Genomic DNA, 16,627 nt, shown 5'->3' with positions numbered 1-16,627 from the left:
AGCCTTCGGCAGCGGCTACAGGGCTTGTGCCAGCTTTTGCGGGCGTGGTGTACGTGCACCTATCAAGCCCAATACCGGCGCCAGCAGGAATACCAACGGCAGGTGGTTCACCCACCACAGGTCGCTGCCGGTCATTACGCCGTAGTTGTCAATCATCAACACAAACGCCACCAGCATGGCGATGCCACCCAGCAACGGCGCCACGGCCGTGCTCCACGTTGATTCAGGATGACTGTTGAGACGGAAATAGCGCAGCACCGCAAAGCTGGTCAGCGCCTGCAATAGCACGATGCCCAGCACGCCCATGCCGAACAACGCCACGCCCATCTGCAGGTAAGGGTGCTGGCCCGCCCCGACAAACGCACACGTCACCAGTGCCAGCAACCCCAACTGCCCCACCGTACCATTGAAGGGCGAATGGTGCTTGACCTGGGTCTTGCCCAGCCAGGCCGGCAGGATGCCGCTGCGGGCCAGGGAAAAGTGATACCGCGCGGTGCTCATGTGCAACGCCAGGAAACCGGCGAAAAGGCTGGTAATCACCAGCACCTGCATGATCTGCGTGGCCAGGGCGCCCATGTACTGGGTGTTGATCACGAACAGGTAAGACGAAGGGTCAGCCGCCGCCGCGGTCTTGGCCTGCTCCACGCCCACCGCTGAGACCATCGCCCACGTGGTGGTCAGGTAGAACACCGCGATCAACGCGATGGCAATGTAGGTGGCCCGGGATACGCTGCGGCGGGCATCTCGTGCCTCTTCACCGTAGATCACCGTGGCCTCGAAGCCGATGAACGAGCCCAGGCCCAGGATCAGACTCAACCCGGCGCCACTACCCAACACGATGTGCGGATCGAACACGCTGAGTGAAAAACCATGGAAACCTTTGCTCCACAGTACCGCGAAGTCGAAGGCAAACAAGCTGATCACTTCCAGCAACAGCGCCACGGCCAGCACCTTGGCACTGGCGCTGACGTCGAAATAGCCCAGCACCAGGGTTGCCACGAACCACAGCAGGCCAAACCACTGCCAGGCGATATCGATGCCGGTGAGGTCCTTGAGCACCAGGCTGCTGAAAAACGACAGGCTGCCAAAGGTGCCGATAGTGATTGCGTTGTAGGTCAGCACTGCCAACCAGGCCGCCATGCGCCCTGCCCGCTCGCCAAAGCCGGCAGCGATGTAGGCGTAGAACGCGCCGGCATTGGTGATGCGCTGGCTCATCTTCAGGTAACCGACGGCAAACACGGAAAAAATCAGCGCCGCAACAATGTAGGTGCCAGGCGTGCCAGCGCCAGTACCCAGGGCAATAGACAACGTGGTCAGCGACACGACGATGCCCATGGGGGCAACGGCCGCGAGCACCAGAAGCACCAGGTCCTTGGTGCCCAGCGTGTCGCGTTTCAGGGAATGGGAATCGGGTTGGGGCATGGTCCTGGCCTCGAAAATGTAGGGTCGAAGCGCAGGCTACGGGGCCGGGCAGGCACTGGAACAGGTTGCCAACGGCCAATCTGCAGGGCCCCGGCTGACCGCTGTCCCTTTCGAACCTGTTTTCGCCCGTAGCGGCTTCTTAGACTGGCTGCAACATCGAAAAACCGGGGCCCTGCCCTTCTTCACGACCGTTAACGCCGATGGAGGCGACTCAATGCGATTCCACAACAAAATAGCCATTGTCACCGGTTCGAGCTCAGGCAACGGCCGCGCCATTGCCCTGGCCCTGGCTGCCGAAGGCGCCCACCTGGTGTGTTCGGACCTGTCCAAGAGCGCCCGCCCCGAAGGCTTCGAAAAAGACCTGCACATCGATACCGACGACTTGATCTGCCAGAACGGCGGCGAAGCCATCTTCGTCAAAGCCGACGTGTCGCGCTACGCCGACATGGACAACCTGGTGCAGGAAGCCGTCAAGCGCTTCGGCCGCCTGGACATCATGATCAACAACGCCGGCGTGGCGGTGGAGCTCAAGACCATCGTCGAGGAAACCGAGGCCGACTACGACCTGACCATGAACGTCAACACCAAGGGCACCTGGCTGGGCTGCAAGTTCGCCATTACCCAGATGATGAAGCAGGAGGTCAGTGCCACCGGCACCCGCGGCAAGATCGTCAATATCTCCTCCATCGGCGGCCTGGTGGGCCTGGCGCAGGAAGCTTCATACTGTGCCTCCAAAGGCGCGGTCAACAACCTGACCCGGCAACTGGCCGTGGACTTCGCCCAGCACAAGATCAACGTCAACGCCGTGTGCCCAGGCTTCCTGGCCACTGCCATGGTGCGCCAAGAACTGGACAACCCGGAAATCAAGAACCTGCTCGAAGACCTCACCCCATGGCCACGCATTGGCAACGTTGATGACGTAGCCAAGGCCGTGACCTTCCTGGCTTCGGAAGATGCGCAGTGGATGACCGGTTCGCTGCTGACGGTGGATGGTGCCTACACCGCACAATAAACAACCGCATTAAAAAGGGGGAATGCCTGCAAGGCATTCCCCCTTTTTTATTCCTGCGTCCCACCCACCTGTAGCCGCTGCCGAAGACTGCGCAGGCCCTGTGCCTCACTCAAAATCTGAAGTGTACTCAGGGGCCCGCGCAGGCTGGCGGCAGCGGCTACAACGGTCTGTAGCCGCTGCCGAAGGCTGCGCAGGCCCCGTGCCTCGCTGAAAATCTGCAGTGCACTCAGGGGCCCGCGCAGCCTGGCGGCAGCGGCTACAGGGTTTGGTTCAGGGACCAGCGTTACGCCTCGGCTACGGCCGCTTTCGCGGCGCGTTCGGTGGCGGCGATGAAGCCATCCACGTCTGCTTCGGTCATCACCGTGGACAGGAACGCCTTGCCGGTCTTGGCAATGTGGTACCCCTCCAGCACCAAGTGGCGCTGCAGTCGAGTCACCCATTTAGCCTCTTCCTTGCTGGAATAGCCGGAGCGGTAATCATGGATCTCGCGCTGGTGCCCAAATACCATGAACATCGACGAGAAGCCGGTCACCTGCCCCGGGAAGCCAGCGTTGGCGAACGCCTGGGTCACGCCGGCACGCAGGCGGTCGCCCAGCACGTCCATACGGTCGGACTCGGCCTGGGTGTACAGGTCCAGGGCAACTTTGCCAGCGGTCATGGTGATGGGGTTGGCGGTGAACGTGCCGCTCCACGGCAAAAGCGGCTTGCCCTCGCGGTGATCGAACACCTGCATGAACTTACGTGAACCCGCCACCGCGCCTACCGGGAAGCCACCGCCGATGATCTTCGCCAGCACGGTCAGGTCCGGCTTGATATTGAAACGCGTCTGCGCGCCACCGCTGTGCACACGGAAGGTGATTACTTCGTCAAGGATGAACACGGCGCCAATTTCGGTGGCAACGCGACGGACCATGCCGATGAATTCTTCGGTGACCGGCACGAAGCCGAAGTAGCTCGGCGCTGGGTCAATCAGGATGGCCGCAATGGCATCGCGGTTGGCGAGGATGATGCGCTCGGCCGCCTCGACGTCATTGTAGGGAATCACCACCACATCGTTCTTGACGCCGTCAGGCACGCCCTTGGAATAACCCGTGGAGGTAGGGTCAACGCCCCAGTTCTCGGGCGAGGAGTCCAGGCTCACTTCGGCGTAGTCGTAGGAGCCGTGGTACACGCCTTCGCACTTGACGATCTTTGAACGCCCGGTGAGTGCACGCGCCGCCTTGATGGCGCACATCACCGCTTCGGTACCGGAGTTGGAGAAGCGAATCCATTCAAAGCTTTCGGCGCGGGAGCAGATGGTCTCGGCCAGCACCACTTCAGGTTCGGTAGGCAGGGTGAATGCCGTGCCCTTGGTGACCTGTTCCTGAATGGCGGCAACGATGGCCGGGTGCGCATGGCCGTGAATCAGCGAAGCAAAGTTGTTCAGCAGGTCCAGCCGACGAGTGCCATCGACGTCAGTCACATAGGCTCCCGAGCCGCTGCCGGCGTAGACCGGAAACGGTTCCTGCCATGGCAGGATTCGGGTGATGCCGCCGGGCATGACCTTGCTCGCGCGGTCGTACAGGGTTTTGGATTGACTGTGGTTTTCGGGCCATTTGGCAGACATGGGTAGTTCCTTGAAAAGGCAGTAGGCGGAAATCAGAGGTGGCGCTTGAACCATTCGACGGCAGCCGTGCTGGAGGCCTCGAACTCGCTCAGGTAGGGGTCGAAGTGGCCGCACTTCAGCAGCACCAGGTTTTTCGGCTGCAAGGCAGACTCGTAGGCCTTGAGGGCCGCGTCCGGCACAGTGACAGTGTCTTTCAGCGCCACGATCATCTGCAGCGGCGTAGGGCTGATGCGATCTACGGCGTAGCCAGGTTCATACTCGTTGAGCATCTCGATACTCTTGAGCGTGACTTCGTTGCGCCAGGCCGGCGCCACACTGCGCTGGCTACCGGTGAAGAAGTCAAAGCAATCCTGGCCGGGCAAGGCACAGTCGGATTTCGGGTCTTCGTTGACCACTTCCATCACCAGCGCATGGTCGCCGGCATAGCGCGCGGCGCGATCGGCCTCGAAGGCCTCGATCAGGCCAGGCATCAGGTCTGGGCGCACGGCCATGCGCACATCGGCCGAGCCACTGATGGCTGGAACCTGGGAAGACACGCACTTCACTCGACGATCGAACGCCGCCACCTGCAAGACGTGGCCGCCACTGTAGCTCGAACCCCAGATACCGATCCGCGAAGCATCAATGTTGTCGAGGCTGCTGACATAGGTGATCGCATCGCGGTAATCGCGTACCTGCAAAAGCGGGTCGGCCTCCTGACGCGGCTGGCCCTCGCTGGCGCCGAAGTTGCGGTTGTCGTACACCAGTACGGCAAAGCCCTGGGCGGCGAACACTTCGGCGTAGCGGTCCAGGTACTGTTCCTTCACCGCGGTGAAGCCGTGCGCCATGACAATGGCGGGGTGAGCGTCAGCGTCGCTCTGTGGAGTAAACAGCCACCCCTTTAGCGTCAGGCCATCGGTGGTCTTAAAGCTGATATCTGCACGCATGAAGTTCTCCTGCCAATCAATTAACTGCCGTGAATTCGGCCACTAGCGGAGATGGTGAATCGCAATGTCATGGGTGCACAGGTGCATGGCGGCCAAACTTCTGTGGATGGAAGCCAGGCGCACAGGTGGCCAAAAAGACGCACGAACTTGGCCGTCTTCCACCTGTTGACGGTCGTCGAAGCTGCCTAAGATCCGGTCATGCTCCGCAGGGTTGCAGGAGCATGTTCAGTTTTTACAGATCGGAGAACATCATGCTCGCCTCTGAAATCCAAGCTCCTGCAAAAATGAAGGAAGTACCCGCTGGAACAGCGCCTGAAATCGTCAAGAGCATCATTGATGAAGACGGTGGCGTGATTATCAAAGGGCTGTTCGCCGCCCAGGTCGACCGCTTCAATGCCGACATGGAAGCCACCGTCGCCGGTTGGGCCGCAGGCTACGACGGCCCAGAATGGATGACTGAATTTGCCGGTAAGAAAACCAAGCGCATCACCCAGTTGGTCCGACGCAGCAAGACCTTCCGTGAGGAAATGATCGATCACGAAATCATGCTCTCGTACATCGATACCCTGATGCTTGAAACCAGCGACTCCTATTGGATGAACGCTGCGCAGATCATTGAGATCCAGCCTGGAGAGAAGCAACAGTTCCTGCACCGCGACCTGGAAAACTACCCAGTCTTCCGCAGCTATGGCCCTGCCGGTCCAGAAGTGATGTGCAACTGCATCATCGCTATTTCCGACTACACCGAAGACATGGGTGCCACACGCGTCATCCCAGGAAGCCACAAGTGGCCAGATTTCAATGACCGGGAGCGAATGGACAATACGCCGAGCATTCCTGCCGTCATGGAGAAAGGGGATGCGATGATTTTCTCGGGCAAGGTGGTACATGGTGGCGGCGCCAACATATCCAACCGCCCCCGCCGTGCACTGACCCTGGCATTCTGCCCAGGCTGGTTGGTTCCAGAGGAAGCCTACCCATTTGCAATTCCGCTGGAAATGGCCCGAACCCTCAGCAAACGTGCCCAGCAACTGACCGGTTTCCGCTCGATGCACAACCAGAAAATGGGTGGCGGCACCTTGTGGAGCCTGGACTACATCGAGTTGGCCAAAGTGCTCGAACTGGACGACTGAGTACGGCAGCCACCCTTCTCCGTCATCCCCGCAAGTGGTCCGTGTGCGCCGCTCACGATAGATTCACTGGGGCTATGCGGTCGCTTTGTCTTTGCTGAGGTTATTTTGGGACATACGACGCCCTCGATATGCCTTTTAGCCAACGCCTGGACAACGGTATCAACCTGTAAGGCGACCTGCGTGCCCATCAGATCGCCGCGCGCCTGGGCGAACAGTTGCCAGCCTGGGACCAAGGCGGGCTTGTATTGCCATGGCCCCGCTGGATTGATGGAATGGGTGGAACAGGTAACCGTGGCAAGCAGCTGGCCCGCCTCGGCGCTGTACCGCCAACGCTTTCAGGCCCCAGCCTGTACTCCGACATCCGGGCACGCCTACTCGCTGGTCTCGCAGCGCAGCGGTCGAGAAGTCGATGTGTAGACCGTGGAAAGCCTTGTGCAAGCAGCGGCGCGGGTCGATGTGGAGCTACCGGTCTGGCATGGACATCTGCGGCGACTGCGCAGCCAGATCATCTAAGGCGAGCCCGAACATCGCGACGAGTATCTCAGCGATGCTCAGCGTAGCGGCGGCGAATGGATTGCACCCTGTATATCGGGATGCCGAAGTGCGCGTTTGGTGCTGGACGGTTGAGGAATCTAAACATTTTATATCTCATAGACAGCACCATCTTCACATCGCAGTAATAGCATGGCTAGACGCTGTGCGTAAAAAACTTGCGATCTCCGGCGTGTTTCGCGCTACCGGCCACCTGTCGATCTCCTCGCTTGCTGGTTACGCGAAGAACACTGCGTAGAGGACGTTGTCCGAAACCGAGACCGGAATGGTCTCGAACTACCAACATTTTGATTGGCGAGGTTCTGAAATAGCAGATAGTAATCCGCAGGCTCGAATGGGCCTAGGGCCAAAGCAGGTTAGGTAGAAGGAGGTAATTTACATGGAGTTACGTCATTTACATCGTTTCTTGACTCTTGCCGAAGAGCTGCATTTTTCACGAGCAGCCGAGCGCCTTCACATTGAACAACCTCCTCTTTCCCGTGCTATCACAGAGCTTGAGCAGAACTTAGGTGTCAAGCTTTTTGAACGAACCCGGCGCGGTACAAGGCTGACCTTCTCCGGACAAGTCTTTCTTGAGGATGTCCCGCGCATCTTTGTTGCACTTGACCAGGCAATTAGCAATGTCAGGGCAGCCGAACAGGGCTATCATCGGACTTTACGCATCGCAGTGTCCGCCCCTCTCCCGCCGACCCCACTTGCATCATTCCTTGCTCGCTGCAGAGAAGAAGAGCCGGAAACCAACATCCGAATATTTGAAACATCCTCCCCTCAACAACTTCGTGGCCTACGAGACGCCCTATATGATATTGGGCTTGCAAGGTCTTCGTCAGTAGACGACGGTTTTGTGGCCCTCCCTATTTGGGAAGAATCAATGTACTTGGCAGTCTCTGTGCGTCACCCGCTGCTCACCTACAAAGAAGTGCCTCTCCCCTTAGCAATGGGATATCGTTTGATCATAATGGATGAGAAGGTCCACGAAGGTACCTTTACTCAGGTCGAGCAAGCCCTAACGATGCTGCAATGCCCACCGGCTATCGTAGAACGAGTCACCTCAACTGATCTGATGATGACACTAGTTGCCGCCGGCTATGGCGTCGCCTTCATTGGTGAGTATCAAGCAAATTCGTGTAAATATGAGGGTGTTATCGCACGACCTATTTCAGATCCTTGCCCGCGACTAACAACCTATCTTCTTCGCCCCTCCGAGGTTCACACAGACCCTTTACAGCGCTTAATTGATCGGCTCAGCCCCGCCCCTGAAGCTACTGAAGATGATGTATGAAAATTGTTTACCCTTATAAGCACCCGCCAATTGTGTACTCTCCCGAAAGGTTTACCTCCTATACCGGCGAAGCTACAGCCATCCAACCAAACAACACAACCCCGAGAAACATCGACCCTATGAAATTATATCGCGCAGTGCCCCTAACAACGTTTAACTGACACTACAGCAACAAGAACCCCGCGCCACCGCCCCAGGCCGTAACAGTTCACGTTTCCGTTTCCATATAAGGTATTCTGCGCAGCGCAATAGCAACACCATCAAACCCTCAGAGCTGGACCGCCCAGCCATTGGAAACCAGCTTTTCCGATTGAAATAGCTATTACCAAAAAAGCATTACTGACTAAAAACTTAAGTCTTGATACCAGCAACCCTACAAATACACTCACCCCACGCACGACACCACATATAATTTCCGCCAATAAAACCTGGATCCAATAGCGACCGTTAAATTAATGGTCAAAAATAGGCAGGCACGCCAAACAGGGAGGTGGGAAATGTGCGATCCAATATGCCGTGGCTGCAAAGTTTATTATCGCCCAATTGAAGCTGCCATTCGCTGGGCTGGTCTTCTAAGGCGGGAAACCTACATCTTCAGAAAAATAGGACACAAACAAATCTTGGATCCAGAGGATTTTCCGCGTTGGCCTGTGCTGCGCTTGTATGAGGAACGCCTTTACGACGCAATGGCCAATCACGATCTGCCTTATGGAAAGGAGGGTATCACTATGGCCAACCCGCCCCTTCTTAGCGATCCCGATCTGACCCTACGCCATGTCGACCTTAAAGCATGGATGTCTCATTTTTATCCAGATCAGAAACCCGAGTTTCTCTTTGACGATGTTGAACGCAGTTTACACGCTGCCGTCAGCGTAGAGGCTATCCAAGCTCTATTAACCAACCGTACCGTATTGATACAGCAGCTTGCCGACCGTAACGAGGAGTGGGAAGCTCTAAAAACGCGATTCCAAATATTACAACACGACCAAGAAACTCAAATTAAAACAGCTGCTAAACAGAGCCTACTAGGACCTCGCAGCGAAGCGACCTATCTGTGCATAGTGGGTGGTTTGCTTGGGCTACTCCTCGGGCAATCCCCTTCGGGCAAACGATTCTCCTCCTTCGCATCAATGGAGTCGGTCATTGATGCGTTGGTGGCGCATCATCCAGGGCACCCAGGCATGTCCGAAAGAACCCTCTGGACAAAGCTTGCCCAAGCCAAGCGTCATTTAGAAAAAGCATAACCCCACTGCAATTGCAGAACCCAGTATCTGCAATTGCAGTGTGTTCGACCAGCGCAGCGTGCCAAATACACAACACGACCAACAGCTGCCACCAAGCAGCAAGGAGTGTTCTGTATGACTGCTCAGACCCAACACACCTCGACGGAACAACACCGTATTCTGCGTCGCCCAGACGTCGAGGCCAAAACAGGCTTCAAGCGTTCGCATATTTACAACCTGATGAAGGCAGGCAAGTTTCCCCAATGCCGGCGCATCGGCACCCGCGCCGTCGGCTGGGACTCACTGGAAATCGAGCAGTGGGTTCAAGATCGACTGTCGGTCAGGGAGTAGCGCCATGAAAGTCCTTTCGCTGATCTCGACCAAGGGCGGCGCCGGCAAAACTACCGTCGCCGCCAACCTGGGCGGCCTACTCGCCGACTCCGGGTTGTGGGTGTTGTTGCTGGACCTGGATAGCCAACCGACGCTGTCCAGCTACTACGCCTTGTACGAGCCTCGTGAGGCGGGCAGCTACGAACTCATCTCACAGAGACTCACAACCCCTGAGCAGGTGATCACCGCCACCGTTATCCCGCACCTTGAGTTGATCGTGTCCAACGACCGAGCTGGACATCTGAGCACCTTGCTGTTGCACGCGGCCGATGGCCGCCTGCGACTGCGTAACTTGCTGTCAGCCTTTGAGGATCGGTATGACGTGCTCATCATTGATACGCAAGGCGCACGCAGCGTATTGGTTGAGATGGCCATCCTCGCCTCCGATTGCGCCTTGTGCCCGCTGCCGCCGGAAATGCTGGCGGCACGCGAGCTACGTCGTGGCACACTCGGGATGTTTGAAGAGCTGGAGCCCTACCGCCACCTCGGCGTCACGTTACCCCCGGTAAAACTGCTGCTCAATCAGGTCAACGCCAATCGGCGCGATACCTGCCGGATCATGCAGAGCCTGCGCACCACCTTTGCAGCCGACCCACATGTCAGCATGTGCAACACAGTGATTCCAGACCGTGTGGCCTACCTCAATGCCGCTTCAATGGGGCTACCGGTGCACCGAGTCGAAACGAAGGCCGTGCCTGGCGCGCGCAGTCGTTGTGCGGCCGAAGTAATGCGGGCGCTAGCTCGGGAACTGTTTCCGGAATGGGACCACCAGTTGGCCCATGCCAGCCGACTCTCACGGTCATGTCCCAGTGGTATCAAATCGTCTGGATGCCCCGCCGGCCCACCAGCGTCGAGCCACTCATGAGACAGGTGGTATTGGCTGGACTCTGCATGCTCTGTGCGCATTGCCTCCGGCCGTTTACTCGTTCTCCCGTTGAGGATATCCGCCGCGCCCACCCGTTCATTGTAAGCAAAGGCAGCGCAATCTGGGAGAGCCATGGTTGGTTCGTCTGTACTGGTAGATCAGGGCCAGGTTATGAAAACGCCAACATCCGATGAAATCACCCGCAAGCTTCAGCAAGCGCATTTTCCTCAGCGGGCACCGCAGGAACCGACAGCCGACCCTGACTGCGACACGCCGATGGTCGTAACCCTTGAGCAACTCCGGCCCTACGAACATAACCCGCGCTTCATCCGCAACCCGTTGTACGCGGAACTGAAAGCCTCCATCCGCGACCGCGGCCTGGACCAGCCCCCGTCCATCACGCGCAGGCCCGGCGAACAACACTTCATCATCCGCAACGGCGGCAACACCCGCCTGAGTATCCTCGCGGAACTGTGGCAGGAAACCCGACAAGAGCGCTTCTTCCGTATTACTTGCCTGTTCCGTCCTTGGCAATCGGAACATGACACTTTGCTGGGCCATCTGGCCGAAAGCGATCTGCACGGCCAGCTTATGTTCGTCGAGCGAGCACTTGCCGTCGCCAAGTTCAGAGAAATGCTTCTGGAGGAACACGATAACCTCAGTCAGCGTGAGCTCGCGGCGCGATTAACGGCCGGCGGCTACCCGATCTCGCAACCTCACATCAGCCGGATGCTAGACACGCTAGACCATTTGCTGCCAGCGATTCCACAAACCTTGTATGCAGGGTTGGGCAAACCCTCCATCGAGCGGATCATCAGCCTCCGACGGCGCGCCGAATCGGTTTGGAACCGGTACGTCGGCGTCCCACTCGAGTTCAGCCCACTCTGGCTGGAGGTGCTGTCTGGGTTTGACAGCGAGACAGCGGATCTGGACCCCGCTGAACTGCAGGACGAGTTGCTCGCGCATATGGCGAAGCGCTTGAACCAGTCACCTCGTCTATTGGCGTTGGAACTGACCCAGGATACCGCTCAGCCATCACGTCCACCGCTTGCGGCAGAGGTTTCCCACCCGCATCCATATGACTTGGGCCAAGACACTCATACAGTAATCGGAGGTGTGCCTGAAGAATCACCCCAACTCAGCGCGCCAGATCCGGGCAACCCTGCGCGCCCCGTTGAAACGGAAGCAGAAACCAAAGTAGCGCAATGCCTCGACGCCCAACGCCAAGAGGAGAGCTCGCCGGTATCCCCACTCCTCTCTCAACCCAGCGAGGCCGCCAGTGATGTGCATATCTGGTTGTCGGATTCACTGGACGCCGTATGGCCGCTACCCCATACCCTGGACAATCTGCCGCAACTGCGCCATGCCTGCGCGGGTCTGGCGGGCGAGCTTGCCAACTATGCCAACGCGCGGCAGATAGTCAGCGCAACCGACGAAGGCCTGGGTTTCACGCTGGTGCCGGATACAGCAGGCTTTTCAACCCCCCGCAGTACCGGCATCCAGCTGCTGCTGGGCGCGTTGCTGCGCTTGCAGGATGAAGTCGTCTGGGAACAACGCCAGCAGCTCCCCGCTGCGCTATTCGGCCAACTGCTGCTCGGGGCGTATGACCTGCCGCTGATCGATCGCCCACCTCTCTCTGTCGGGCTTGAGCGCCTTCCCGATGTTCAATTGGCACAACTGTTGTCGCTGATCCGGCTATCCCGACGCCTGATCGAACTCACGCTGTCGTCCACTCGCTAACACCCGGAGGTGTCTCATGAGCACACCGTTCAATCTACTGAACCATGCCATGTTGAACCAGGTGCTACATGAATTGCGTCATGGCCGCCTGCAGCGCTGCAAAGCCCTGGGCCTGGCCGACGAAGACATCGAGGTGCTTCAATCGCTACCGCCAACTACTTTGTCCCACCTCGCGCACTCGTCGATTGCCTGGGTCGAAGTTAAGGTCGACACGACCGTGCTGCGACGCCTCATCGCCCAGGCCGACCGAAACGAACAGAACGAGCGGCTAATCAACCGGGCGCTCAAGCTGGGCGCGAGCTCCAACATCATGTATCGATGCTTTGGCCTGGACCATTCGGAAACCGCACTGCGTCGCCGCGTGCTGAAGATTGAGACCCACCGCGGCCGACCGGTTCAGCTCAGTGAAGCGCAGGAACATGCGGTGTGGAACCGCTGGAGCCAGCTGCGATCGGAAGATCCGGACAACGATCCGCTGGACACAATGATGATGCTCGCCGAAGAGCAACACATCAGCCTGACCCTGGTCTGGCAACAGGTCGAATTGTACGGAGGTGCGCCATGCTGAGCTTCTACCAGGTCGACTGGCAGGACGTGGTGCGTCAGTGCTATGACGCGCTCCGGCGCCGTATCGAGTGGCAGGCGGCACAAGCCAAAATGGCCAGCTCGGCGGAGGAGATACCGCTGCGCACGATCTACTACGGCGACAACAATCCATTGCCGCAGGCGCTGCTGCTCGATCGCCGGCTAACCCCATTGGAGCGAAACACCTGGCTGGTGCTGCGCTGGCTGATCACCGAACGCCAGGTCAAAACTCCCCGCTACCAGGACCTGCAGCCGTACCTGGCGACCAGTCCTTGCGGCACCCAGGCGTCGCGCGAAACCATCGCACGTGCGCTCAACGTCTTGCGTACCACTCGCTGGCTCAGCCTGGTGGCCCGCTCTCGCGATGCCCAAGGTTGCCTGCGCGGTTGCGTCTACGTGCTGCACGGAGGTCCGTTGACCCCGGCCGAGCAGTTAGAGTTGGATGCCGGCTATGCGGCTCTGCTGCAGCAGAACCTCACCCATGCCACCAAAGGCGTGCGTGATGTGGCGCAACATGTGATTGAGGAAATCCTTGCCGACCCGCAGGTCGCGCAGGTCGCCAAGGTTAGACTCAGTACACCGCTTCCTTCGGCACAGCAGCAAGCGTTGCCGCTGACAAGTGCGGAAGATTCCGAACCCGGCGACCGCCACCCCGTTCGGAATCCGAGCGCCTTGCCTACCGATTCCGATCCCTGCGGCAATGCGCCGGTTGCGGCTGTAGTTCGGAATGCCGACGGCGGCCGTACAGTACAGAAAGACCAAAGCCAAAAAAGTACAGTACTGGCGCAGGTGGAGTTTGGCCGAGTGCGTTGGCCCGAGGATTTACCCCTCAACCCGACCGAGCGGCGCATGGCCACCCAGGCGATGCGTCAGCTCGAGCCTGAACAACAACAAGCGGTCATCAACGAAGCGGCGGTGCGCTGCGCCCGCGGCGAGATCCGAAAGCCGGTCGCCTACCTGATGGGCTTGATCAAGCGCGCCTGCCAAGGGGAGTTCACCCTGTGGGCCGCCCGCGCCGAAGCGACGAAACTCGCGACCGCGCCTTCCCGCGTACAGAAACCGAAGCCCGTGTCGGAGTCAGTCAGCGAGCGGCCACGGCGCAACGGTCAACGCATGGCTTCCCCGCTTGCACTCGCTTGCCTTGAGGAATTGAAGCAACGCTGCCGGGGCGTCGGTACGGCTTCTTAGGCGCTGGACATCTGTGGAATTGATGTCACTGCCATCAAATCCACAGATGTCCAGCGCCTGTAAAATACGCGCTAACCAGCTTCGCGTTGATTCGCATCGGTCTTGCCGGATCAGCCCATCGTCAGCGTCATTCCGACGGCGAGGTACTGGCGATGGCCGATCATTATCAGCTCAACCTGGGCTCTTTGCGCAGCAGCATCACCCTCACCCTGCACACCCATCATGCGGCGCGGCTGTGGCAAGGCCGTAGCCGCCGCGACGGGGTGCACCCAATTCTGGGCATGCCCGGCTACATCGCGGTCACCAACCTGCTCAAGCAAGCGAGTAGCCAGGACGATCCGTACGCTGACTGGTTCATGCTGCAGTTGGAAGAAAAGCTGCTGCAGGCCAAGGCCCAGCTACGCACGCTGACCCAGCAAGTCAGCCACGTCGAGCGCGCCCTGCCGACCCAGGTCGATGTCGGCGACAACCTCAACATCCACCCCGTCACCCTGCCGCTGTTCATCGGCAGCCAGCTGGGCTTTCTCGCGATCTACCTGCTGACCGACTACGACGTCCTGGTCCGTCGGGTACTACTCGCCCACCACACCGCGCTGATCGGTCGCATGGACATGGAATCCTGGATCGATGGTGGTGCCCATGTCCTGCGCAGCCTGTTGGGCCTGGCGCAGCACTACCGCGTGGCAGGCGTCAGCCGGGATGACATGGCCGCCAACAACGCCCGCGCGCGCGAAGCCATCGACAAATTCGGCCTGCCGCCGCAGGACATTCTGGAAGGGTCCCGTCGTTCCCAGTTCGCCCCACCAATCGCCCGCAGCGCCACTGCAGCGGTGACCGAAGCCCTCGAAGCGCCAGAGGCCGCGCCTCCGCCGACACCGGATGCGCCAGTCGACGGGGGTGACGTATGACCCTGGCTGACGCGATTGCCCGACGTTTGTCCGCAGAGGCCTATCGCGAGTTCGCACAAGGTGCCTCCCTAAAAGGCCTTTTAAAGCCTTTTAAGGGTAAGGGGGAGCTGCAGCAGTTCGCCGAGACGATCCTGCGCCTGCGCACCCAGGTCGCCGAATTGATGGGCGTGATGCTGGCGATCATGGCGCAGCCGCCCTTCTCGCTGCTGGACCTGCGACTGGTGGTCCAGCACAGCGCGACCGGCACCGACTTTTTGCGCTGGCGCAGCCCGGACTTTCAGCGGATGGGCGTGGCGGTATGGCAGGAGGCGATGGTTCATCCGTTACTCCACCCCGAGCTGCGGCAGGCGCTGTATCAGCTGGAGACCAACCGCGTGGTGCTGAACCTGCAGATGAGTAGCCTACAGTCGCTGTATCGCCAGGCCATCGCCGGAGCCAGCAAGCTCGAGGTCGCCGAACTCGCCCTTTCCCGTTCCCCCACCGAGGAGTAGCACGCATGAGTACGTTCTTTGTTGGCGAAGGCAATATCGGCAGCGTTCCGGAATTTCAGGAGTTCAACAACAACCCGGAGGAACCACGGCGCCTGTTGCGCTTGAACGTGTATTTCGACAACCCAGTACCGCGTGAAGGCGGCTACGAAGATCGTGGCGGCTACTGGGCCCCAGTCGAGCTCTGGCACCGCGACGCCGAACACTGGAGCACCCTGTTCCAGAAAGGCATGCGCATCCTGGTCGAGGGCCGGACGGTCAAGGAGGAGTGGGAAGACAGCGAGGACAATGCGCGGGTGACCTTCAAGGTGGAGGCTCGGCGTATTGGCATACTGCCGCACCGTCTGGCTTCGGTGTCCATGCGCGAGAAAGCCCAGGAAAACGCCGGCTCCGGGCGCAAAGGGGCAGGCAAGAAGGCGTCGCGCAAGACCACTTGAGCGGATGGATTTCAGTGGAATCACGGCCCGCAGCGCGATATCGCTGGAGCTGTGCAACCTGCCTGGCGGGCAACCCCGACGCCTGCAGACGTTCAATCTCCCCGGGGTTTCCCCCGTTAGGCACCCTTCAACAACTGCGACACTTCCTCCAGGTACTGGTCCAGGGCAAGGAATGCCCGCCAGTGCGCCGGACTTTCCTGGACCCAGTCGATCAACCTGGCGCGCGCCTCGACGTTATCCGGCTCCAGGTGGGTGGCCATGAACAGCTCATAGGCCTTGAGCGCTAGCGCATCCGCCTCAGTCTGGTTTGATCCGTGCAAATCGCAGCCTCCGTGTGGACAGGCGGGTGATACAGCTATTTTTTGGGTCGTTCATATCTTGGGATGGTTGGTTAGCCATATGAGTTGAACCGGAGAGCGCCCCCGTTGCCAGTCAAAGAGCCTAGCCCACATCACATCGGTCGCCAGTTGACGGAGCACCGTCGCGCCCGTCACCTGACCCAGGCGAAGGTGGGCGAGCACCTGAAATTTCCGGTGAAGCCGTGTCGCGACTCGAACGTGGCCAGGTTGAGCTCTCCGTGTGTAAGCTGCTGCAACTGGCCGACCTTTACGGTTGCCCCGCCGATGAGCTGCTACTGGCCATCAGCCCTCGCCCCCAGAACGTGCAGATCACGTCGATCATCAAGGCGCTGGGCGAAGCAGATAAGCAGTTTGCCTTGGAGTTTCTGCAAACGCTGGCCACCCACCTGGCGCAGCGCAAGTAACCGCCTGCCGGATCTCGCTTCACATCAACAGGAGCTCGGCGGCTTCGGATTATCACTGGTGCTCCCTCCCCACCCCGCCACCCTGTCGGTACCCACCGAGAGGGCCT

Annotated in this window: 17 protein-coding genes; 13 read left to right on the top strand and 4 right to left on the bottom strand. The window is 59.3% G+C overall.

Annotation, left to right across the window (positions count from 1 at the left end; genetic code table 11):
- Positions 1 to 15: 15 nt before the first annotated feature.
- Positions 16 to 1,422, bottom strand: coding sequence for an APC family permease (locus tag C4Q26_RS24115; protein ID WP_104883734.1), 1,407 nt, complete (start codon positions 1,420 to 1,422; stop codon positions 16 to 18).
- A gap of 214 nt (positions 1,423 to 1,636) precedes the next feature.
- Between C4Q26_RS24115 and C4Q26_RS24110 the strand changes: the two genes are divergently transcribed.
- Positions 1,637 to 2,434 carry an SDR family NAD(P)-dependent oxidoreductase gene (locus tag C4Q26_RS24110; RefSeq protein WP_104883733.1) on the top strand — a complete coding sequence of 266 codons (798 nt, stop codon included), beginning with the start codon at positions 1,637 to 1,639 and terminating at the stop codon, positions 2,432 to 2,434.
- Positions 2,435 to 2,717: 283 nt separating this feature from the next.
- Here C4Q26_RS24110 and C4Q26_RS24105 read toward each other — a convergent pair whose 3' ends face one another.
- Together C4Q26_RS24105 and C4Q26_RS24100 are read right to left on the bottom strand one after the other, a co-directional pair.
- Positions 2,718 to 4,040: an aspartate aminotransferase family protein gene (locus C4Q26_RS24105; protein WP_104883732.1), complete on the bottom strand. Its 1,323-nt coding sequence runs from the start codon at positions 4,038 to 4,040 to the stop codon at positions 2,718 to 2,720.
- A gap of 32 nt (positions 4,041 to 4,072) precedes the next feature.
- Complete coding sequence (locus C4Q26_RS24100; RefSeq protein ID WP_104883731.1) at positions 4,073 to 4,966, bottom strand: alpha/beta hydrolase; 894 nt, start codon at positions 4,964 to 4,966, stop codon at positions 4,073 to 4,075.
- Positions 4,967 to 5,217: 251 nt separating this feature from the next.
- On the opposite strand from C4Q26_RS24100, the gene C4Q26_RS24095 reads away from it, so the two are divergent.
- The 11 genes from C4Q26_RS24095 (at position 5,218) to C4Q26_RS24045 (ending at position 15,757) form a co-directional block, all read left to right on the top strand.
- Entirely contained in the window at positions 5,218 to 6,099 is an 882-nt protein-coding gene (locus tag C4Q26_RS24095) for a phytanoyl-CoA dioxygenase family protein (protein ID WP_218274782.1), read from the top strand.
- Between the two features lie 931 nt (positions 6,100 to 7,030).
- Positions 7,031 to 7,933, top strand: a complete 903-nt coding sequence (locus C4Q26_RS24090; protein WP_104883730.1) for a LysR family transcriptional regulator — start codon at positions 7,031 to 7,033, stop codon at positions 7,931 to 7,933.
- A gap of 497 nt (positions 7,934 to 8,430) precedes the next feature.
- Positions 8,431 to 9,177: a hypothetical protein gene (locus tag C4Q26_RS24085; RefSeq protein WP_104883729.1), complete on the top strand. Its 747-nt coding sequence runs from the start codon at positions 8,431 to 8,433 to the stop codon at positions 9,175 to 9,177.
- Between the two features lie 114 nt (positions 9,178 to 9,291).
- Entirely contained in the window at positions 9,292 to 9,507 is a 216-nt protein-coding gene (locus C4Q26_RS24080) for an AlpA family transcriptional regulator (RefSeq protein ID WP_104883728.1), read from the top strand.
- A gap of 4 nt (positions 9,508 to 9,511) precedes the next feature.
- On the top strand, positions 9,512 to 10,411 hold the full coding sequence (locus C4Q26_RS24075; protein ID WP_104883727.1) for a ParA family protein: 900 nt from the start codon (positions 9,512 to 9,514) through the stop codon (positions 10,409 to 10,411).
- 171 nt (positions 10,412 to 10,582) lie between these two features.
- On the top strand, positions 10,583 to 12,151 hold the full coding sequence (locus tag C4Q26_RS24070) for a ParB family protein (protein ID WP_104883726.1): 1,569 nt from the start codon (positions 10,583 to 10,585) through the stop codon (positions 12,149 to 12,151).
- 16 nt (positions 12,152 to 12,167) lie between these two features.
- Positions 12,168 to 12,719: a DUF2857 domain-containing protein gene (locus C4Q26_RS24065; protein WP_104883725.1), complete on the top strand. Its 552-nt coding sequence runs from the start codon at positions 12,168 to 12,170 to the stop codon at positions 12,717 to 12,719.
- Positions 12,713 to 13,924 (top strand): STY4528 family pathogenicity island replication protein, encoded by a 1,212-nt coding sequence (locus tag C4Q26_RS24060; protein WP_104883724.1) that lies wholly within the window; start codon positions 12,713 to 12,715, stop codon positions 13,922 to 13,924. The genes C4Q26_RS24065 and C4Q26_RS24060 overlap by 7 nt, the downstream gene beginning before the upstream one ends.
- Before the next feature lie 152 nt (positions 13,925 to 14,076).
- Entirely contained in the window at positions 14,077 to 14,832 is a 756-nt protein-coding gene (locus C4Q26_RS24055; protein WP_256583317.1) for a PFL_4669 family integrating conjugative element protein, read from the top strand.
- Entirely contained in the window at positions 14,829 to 15,323 is a 495-nt protein-coding gene (locus C4Q26_RS24050) for a DUF3158 family protein (protein WP_104883723.1), read from the top strand. Before C4Q26_RS24055 ends, C4Q26_RS24050 begins: the two co-directional genes overlap by 4 nt.
- Positions 15,324 to 15,328: 5 nt before the next feature.
- The gene (locus C4Q26_RS24045; protein WP_104883722.1) at positions 15,329 to 15,757 is read left to right on the top strand and encodes a single-stranded DNA-binding protein; all 429 of its coding nucleotides are present in this window, start codon (positions 15,329 to 15,331) and stop codon (positions 15,755 to 15,757) included.
- A 116-nt stretch (positions 15,758 to 15,873) separates the two neighbouring features.
- Here the strand turns inward: C4Q26_RS24045 and C4Q26_RS24040 are convergent, their stop codons facing one another.
- On the bottom strand, positions 15,874 to 16,077 hold the full coding sequence (locus C4Q26_RS24040) for a hypothetical protein (protein WP_104883721.1): 204 nt from the start codon (positions 16,075 to 16,077) through the stop codon (positions 15,874 to 15,876).
- Between the two features lie 221 nt (positions 16,078 to 16,298).
- Between C4Q26_RS24040 and C4Q26_RS24035 the strand changes: the two genes are divergently transcribed.
- On the top strand, positions 16,299 to 16,520 hold the full coding sequence (locus C4Q26_RS24035; protein ID WP_371919557.1) for a hypothetical protein: 222 nt from the start codon (positions 16,299 to 16,301) through the stop codon (positions 16,518 to 16,520).
- Positions 16,521 to 16,627 lie beyond the last annotated feature (107 nt).

This window comes from Pseudomonas sp. SWI44 (assembly GCF_002947915.1).
GTDB lineage: Bacteria > Pseudomonadota > Gammaproteobacteria > Pseudomonadales > Pseudomonadaceae > Aquipseudomonas > Aquipseudomonas taiwanensis.
Note: the sequence above shows the minus strand (reverse complement) of the source record. Positions and strands in the feature narration are given on the sequence as shown.